General features: G+C 41.8%; 7 protein-coding genes. All 7 read left to right on the forward strand.

The window, feature by feature from the left end:
• A partial coding sequence (locus RYO92_RS10620; protein WP_315370357.1) for a hypothetical protein occupies positions 1-201 on the forward strand: 201 nt, incomplete at its 5' end.
• A gap of 290 nt (positions 202-491) precedes the next feature.
• Positions 492-1,619 (forward strand): acyl-CoA dehydrogenase family protein, encoded by a 1,128-nt coding sequence (locus RYO92_RS10625; protein WP_315370358.1) that lies wholly within the window; start codon positions 492-494, stop codon positions 1,617-1,619.
• 89 nt (positions 1,620-1,708) lie between these two features.
• A complete protein-coding gene (locus RYO92_RS10630) occupies positions 1,709-2,530 on the forward strand; it encodes a phosphate/phosphite/phosphonate ABC transporter substrate-binding protein (RefSeq protein ID WP_315370359.1) in 822 nt (273 codons plus the stop codon).
• Complete coding sequence (locus RYO92_RS10635; protein ID WP_315370360.1) at positions 2,527-3,705, forward strand: cobalamin-independent methionine synthase II family protein; 1,179 nt, start codon at positions 2,527-2,529, stop codon at positions 3,703-3,705. Before RYO92_RS10630 ends, RYO92_RS10635 begins: the two co-directional genes overlap by 4 nt.
• 10 nt (positions 3,706-3,715) lie before the next feature.
• Positions 3,716-4,186, forward strand: coding sequence for a hypothetical protein (locus RYO92_RS10640; protein ID WP_315370361.1), 471 nt, complete (start codon positions 3,716-3,718; stop codon positions 4,184-4,186).
• A 171-nt stretch (positions 4,187-4,357) separates the two neighbouring features.
• Positions 4,358-5,104 (forward strand): enhanced serine sensitivity protein SseB C-terminal domain-containing protein, encoded by a 747-nt coding sequence (locus RYO92_RS10645; RefSeq protein WP_315370362.1) that lies wholly within the window; start codon positions 4,358-4,360, stop codon positions 5,102-5,104.
• A gap of 306 nt (positions 5,105-5,410) precedes the next feature.
• Positions 5,411-5,632, forward strand: a 222-nt coding sequence (locus RYO92_RS10650) for a hypothetical protein (RefSeq protein WP_315370363.1), incomplete at its 3' end; no start/stop codon positions are given.

A 5,632-nucleotide genomic window follows, 5' to 3' on the forward strand; every position in this document is an offset into this window, starting at 1 on the left:
TTTTTCGTTCCGCATCCTCATGCTTTTTTTGCAGATAGGAAAGCAGGTAAATGGCAAAAAGATCCTTCAGGGGATCCCAGCTTGGAAAAGAAATCCGAACCGGACCAAAAAAAGATAGAAATTAATGATAAAATAAACCACATATTGACTCCTTTTAAAGAATTTTCATGTTTTTTTCGCTACTTTTATACCAAATACTGATAAATAAAGATTTAAAAAATTAAAGTAAGCGCTTGTTTAATTCCTAGTAAAAAAATAGGAATAACAACATGGAAGCCTTATTCTGTATAGAGATATTTAGTTGTTACACTATAAAAATTTGGATAGTTAAAAATATTATTTATTCAAATCCTGCATAAATAAACGAAAATATTTGAAAAACATATATAGATATACAGTATTCTGACTAAGTATTATGATGATAAACGAGTGTCGTAACAAAACTGTGGGACCACTCCCGGTCAGCACAGTCATTTTTTTATGGAGGTACAATGATGTCAATTTATTGTGAGGCTAGAAATTTTGCAGAGAAATTCATTGATCCTTGTAGCAAAAAGGTAGATGAAGAAGGAGTATTTCCTGTAGAAGCGTTTGCAGAGATTAAAAAATCGGATTTTTTAACTCTGCTCATTCCTAAGGAGCAGGGAGGCTTAGGCTTAGGAATTCAGGAGCATGTGGAAGTTTGTAGAGCTTTTGCGAAAAGTGATGCAACAACCGGACTTTGCTACATGATGCATAATGTGGCTTTGACAGTAGTTTTATCTCGAGGAAGTGAAGAGATGAAGCAGAGAATTGTCAAAGAAGTGGTAGAAGAAAGAAAGCTACTGGCTCTGGCTTACAGTGAGCTGGGAACAGGAACCCATTTCTATATTTCCGATCTAAAGGCGGAAAATGATGGGGACAAGAAGCTCCTAAGCGGTGTAAAGAGCATGGTTACTTCTGCAGAGCAGGCTTCCTATTATCTGGTTTTAGCCCCATCAGATGTGGAAGGAGCTATTGATAACTGGTTAGTTCCTCTGGAGACGCCGGGATTAAAGTTTGAACAAAATACCTGGCATGGTCTTGGGATGAGAGGAAATGTTTCCTGCCAGATGCACTTGAACAAGGCGGCTGTTTCTGTAAATAATAGAATCGGTGAGGAAGGTGCCGGACAGGAACATGTATTTAATGTTGTAGCGCCCTTCTTCATTGCAGGACTTGCAGGTGTATATTCCGGTCTTGGGGAGCATATGTTAGAGGTAAGTATTGCCCATGCAAAGGAAAGAAAATATACTTCCGGAACTTCTTTGGCAGAGATTGAAACCGTTCAGATTCATCTGGCGAAGATGTACAATCTGGTAAATTCCTCTGTTTGCACAGCAAAGGAAGCGACCCGAAGTGCTGCAGCAGGAGAAGCAGATGCCTTGGCTAAGATTTTGTCCGCTCGTGTGATTGCTTGTGAAATGGTCATTGAAGCAGGAAGACTGGGCATGAGAGTTGGAGGCGGAAAGGCGTATAACAAGGTCGGCTGCATGGAAAGACTCTTAAGAGATGCTTATGCAGGACAGATTATGGCACCCAGTGCAGACGTACTTACCGTTTGGCTCGGAAAAGCTATTACAGGTTTGCCTTTAGTATAAGTTTTTAAAGCTTTAAGAAAGGGAGAGAGGAACACCAACTCTTCCTTTCTTTGATTATTTGCCGGATGATATCAAGAAAAGAGGATAAAATGGAAAAGATAAAGTTAGGGGCAGTCATTTATGCGCCCAAGGTAACCGTTATTTGGGGAATTATTCAGGAGTTTTTCGAGAAGGAAAATTGTCCTATTGAACCGGTTTTTTATAAGGATTATAAGAGTCAGGTGGACGGACTGATGAGTGGGGAAATTGATATTGCCTGGAACTCTCCTTTGGCCTGGCTGGACAGTTATTTACGCAGCAAGGGAGAATGTTTAAACGGTTCCATGCGTGATACGGATCAGAATCGTAAAAGCTACCTGGTGGTAAGAAAGGACAAGGGCTATCAGACTATTTCGGATATCAAGGGAAAGACTATCGGATTTGGCGCCTATGACTCTCCTCAGGCGCGTTTAATTCCCATTTATCATCTACATAAGAATGGATTGGAGTTTGAAAAGGACTATACGGAAAAGCGCTTTGATATCGGTCTTGGGCTCCATGGAGACCATGTGGGAGGAGAGCTGGATGCGGCAAAGGCTATGCTTTCCGGTGAAGTAGACGGAAGCTGGATGCTGGATTTAAACTACAAGGCTTGGATTTTAGACGGAACCTTGGATGAAGCTCAGGTGCAGATTTTATCCGAGACAGATTTCTTTGACCATTGCATTTTCACCGGAAGAGCGGATTTTTCTAAGGAAGCCTTTGCCCATTTTACAGAGGTTCTGCATAAAATGGATTACAAGAATCCTGCCCATAAGGAAATGATGGACATGGAAGGATTGAAGGCTTGGGTACCGGGAAGAACCAAGAATTTTGAGCAGATTAAGAAGGCTAATGAGTACCTGCATTTTTTTGAGAAGGAGAATGCATGAGTAAGCACTTTCTCCCCTTTACCAGCTCCCTAATTGGGAGTATGCCAAGAACTAAGGAATTGCTTTCGGGAAAACGTCGCCTGCAAAACGGACAGCTTTCCCAAGAGGATTATGAGGCCATACTTCTCAGAGAAACGGAAGAAGTGATTCGTTTGCAGGAAAGAAACGGAGTAGATATTCTTACCGGGGGAGAGTTAAGCCGGGACAATTACGTTTCCTTTGTGGCGGAAAAGCTGGAAGGCGCCGATATGATGAGCATGGCAGACATGCTGCCTTACATGGAGGATAAGCAGGGCTTTGAAGAAATTCTGGATACCCTGGATGTACCCGCAGTCAGCATTAAAAATGCCATTTGTACCGGGAAAATCAAAAGAAAGGAAAGTCTTTTAAAAGAAGAAATCCTTAGAATCCGGCAGTTTTCGGATAAGGAGCTTAAGGCGACTCTTCCGGGGCCTTACCTGATGACCCGTTCCATGTGGCTTCCGGCCCTTTCTTCCAAGGTCTATGACAGCAAAGAAGAGCTGGGGAAAGATGTAGTGGCTCTTCTAAAAGAAGAAATTGAAGAGCTTAGGCAAATGGGGGTATCGGTGATTCAGCTGGACGAGCCGGTGCTTACAGAGGTAGTCTTTAGCAAGGGGAAAACCAGATCCTTTATGTGTGCCGCCTTGTCAGAGAAGAAAGATCCTACAGAGGAATTGGAATTTGCCGCATCTTTGTTGAAAGAAGTGGTAGATTTTATGAAGGAAAAGGAACTTTGTAGCGTTCTTCATGTTTGCAGAGGGAACTGGAGTAAGAATGAGGGAATTCTTTTAACAGGCTCCTACACACCTTTGGTTCCTTTATTTGCCAAGGTACTTCCTTCGGTTTTGGCCTTGGAATACTCCACTAAGAGGGCTGGAGACTTATCTTCCCTTTTGGAAAATGCTGCAATTCGTGAAAATTGTATTCTGGGCTTAGGAGTGATCAATCCAAGAATTGATGTAGTAGAATCCGGGGAAAGCATAGTACAACGGGCGGAGGAGGCATTGCAATATCTGCCCAAGGAAAGACTGTGGCTAAATCCGGACTGCGGCTTTGCTACCTTTGCCAATCGCCCTGTAAATGAATTTCCCTGTATTGAGGCCAAATTAAAGGAGTTGCATAGAGCCCAGGAATTTTTACGGAAAAAGTATTAGGAGGAAGCTTGTGGAAAGCCATGAATATGAAATGCACCATCAGGACTTACGCTATCGCGGTATTGTAAGGCAGGATGGTCAGGTTCAGGTTTATATGCAAAACCATTGTATAGATTCTTCTAAGGAAATGGAGTTGGACAGCAAAAAAGATACGGATACCTCTGTGAACCTTTTCTGTGCAGGCCTGCTTTCCGGAATTCTTCATGGTATTTGCAGTTTTATGAAGAAGGAAGGGAATCCTCTGGAGGATGTGGAAGCAAAGGCGAGGGTGGTTTTAGACCACCCTCTATCCTACTTAGGGGTAAAAGGATACGAAGAAAGCCCGAGAATCTCTAAAATTACCATTGATCTGTATTTCTATAGCTTTTTGGAAGAGGAAGAGACGATTGAACGGTGTCGGGAAGCCTTGAAGAAGAATATTTTGTATCAAACAATTCTTCCGGCGATAGAGATAGAGCTTCGTTACCATAGTTCTCTTTAAAGAAAATTCCATTGTAGTGTTACGATTTTTGACACAACCCGAGTAATGCAATTTTTGCCATAGTCAAAGTAATGTGATTTTTGCCATAATCCGGGTATTACGATTTTTTACAAAACTTGTGCTGTTTAGGCCTCTATGTTAAAATGGCAAAGGAAAGGGAGGTCTATTTCCATGAGTGATTATAGAGAAAAGAAGAATGCCCGCTTGCTAATGGCGATACACGGTTTACAGGCTGAGCCTAATCAGCAGTGGGAAGACCGTCTGATGGATGCGTTGAATCATCATACAGAATTTTATGTGCCTATGCGAACTGTGGGAGAAGGTCAGGAAAGAAAGCCTGCCTTTGCCGTAGTAGAGGATAAGGACCACAATCATTTTTATGTTTTGTTTACTTCACAAGAAAAGGCAAAGCATTGGACTAAGGGCCTGGAAACCCATGCCGTTTTAAGCTTCCACCAGGTAGCTTCCATGGCTTTGGGAGATCCGAGAATCTCCGGCTTTGTGATTAATATGAATACCGAAAACTTTATCCTGTGGCGTCAGTTTATCGTAAATTGCTTCCACCAGAATCAAGCGCATTTGATGGGACAGGATCCGGTGCAGGTTTCCGATGCTATTGAGTTTTCCGACCCGGTGGGAGACACCAAGGAACTGGAAGAGGCTCTGGCAGAGTATATGCGGGATGACCAGAATGTTACGGCCGCTTACTTGGTGGGAGCCCGTCAAAATGATAAGGAGTTTAACGTTTGCATCGTAAGTCATGTAGGCAGCATTCAGCCTAGCTTCTCCAACATTTCCGTATTGGGAAGAGATTTTGGCGGAAATACACCTCTAGCGGTAATGTCTTATCAGAATAAGAAGGCGGAAGACGCGGTTAAGGACAGAATGCCCTTCTACAGAAGACCTTTCGTTTTATAAGCCGGAAAAGATGGTATATCTTATAGAAGATAGAGAGAAGCAGACAGAAAAGTATTCTTGAATATAAGTGTTCTGTGATATAGGAGTATTAGACAAAGTAGAACAAACATCAGAAACAGAAGAAAAGCCAATTAGGAGTCCGTTTTTTCGGACTTCTTTTTTGTTATCCTAAACTCGTAGTAGATGCTTCAACGAATATAAAACAAAAATAAAAACAAACATTTATTCGAGAATATCTATTTACAAAACAAATGTACTGTTTTATAATATGAAAAAGCTAATCCGAGAGGAAGCGAGGAGGAGAAAATGATGAAGATTACGTTAAAAACTTTTGAGATATTTGTTGCTTGTATGCTGGGATTCGGTCTGGTGGGGATGCTGTCTATCCTTCCTCAGGTAAGATGGATGGCGTATTTTGCCGTTGTAGCTTCTCTGTTCTTTTTATGGCAGATTGAGGAAGAAAAGAAGAGAAGAAAGAAAAAAGTACAGTTCTATAAGAAGATGGGAAAGATTATTGCTCGTAGGCTC

The organism is Oribacterium sinus, from assembly GCF_963553175.1.
In the GTDB taxonomy this organism is placed as follows: domain Bacteria; phylum Bacillota; class Clostridia; order Lachnospirales; family Lachnospiraceae; genus Oribacterium; species Oribacterium sinus_B.

Bases quoted from the DNA above. Each gene is read 5' to 3' on its own strand.
- RYO92_RS10630 (WP_315370359.1), top strand. From the start codon at position 1,709: ATGGAAAAGATAAAGTTAGGGGCAGTCATTTATGCGCCCAAGGTAACC.
- RYO92_RS10635 (WP_315370360.1), top strand. From the start codon at position 2,527: ATGAGTAAGCACTTTCTCCCCTTTACCAGCTCCCTAATTGGGAGTATG.
- RYO92_RS10645 (WP_315370362.1), top strand. From the start codon at position 4,358: ATGAGTGATTATAGAGAAAAGAAGAATGCCCGCTTGCTAATGGCGATA.
- RYO92_RS10625 (WP_315370358.1), top strand. From the start codon at position 492: ATGATGTCAATTTATTGTGAGGCTAGAAATTTTGCAGAGAAATTCATT.